This is a genomic window from Mesorhizobium sp. M1A.T.Ca.IN.004.03.1.1 (genome assembly GCF_003997555.1).
Classification (GTDB): Bacteria; Pseudomonadota; Alphaproteobacteria; order Rhizobiales; family Rhizobiaceae; genus Mesorhizobium.
Genome location: NZ_RZTV01000789.1, coordinates 1 through 249, shown reverse-complemented (window position 1 = coordinate 249; position 249 = coordinate 1). Strand labels below are relative to the sequence as shown.

Here is a 249-nt window from a genome sequence, read left to right as displayed (position 1 = left end):
CCGCAACGCCCCTGTCATCGAGCGCTGGGCAGGGCTTCGCCCGAAGGCCATCGACCGCGATCCGATGATCGGCCGCCATCCCGTCCATCCCCGATTGATCGCACTGACCGGCGGTTTCAAGGTCAGCTTCGGACTGGCGCATCGGCTGGCGGAAGCTGCGATTTGTATCGCCGGCGATACAGATTGTGAATTTTCGCTGCCGGAAAGCTTCGCGATATCAAGCCATATTGCTGTCGCTTCATGTCAAAC

General features: G+C 59.8%; 1 protein-coding gene. It reads left to right on the top strand.

Annotated elements, in window-relative coordinates:
• Nucleotides 1-249: FAD-dependent oxidoreductase (locus tag EOD29_RS33815; protein WP_348630478.1), on the top strand; the 249-nt coding region annotated here is incomplete at both ends.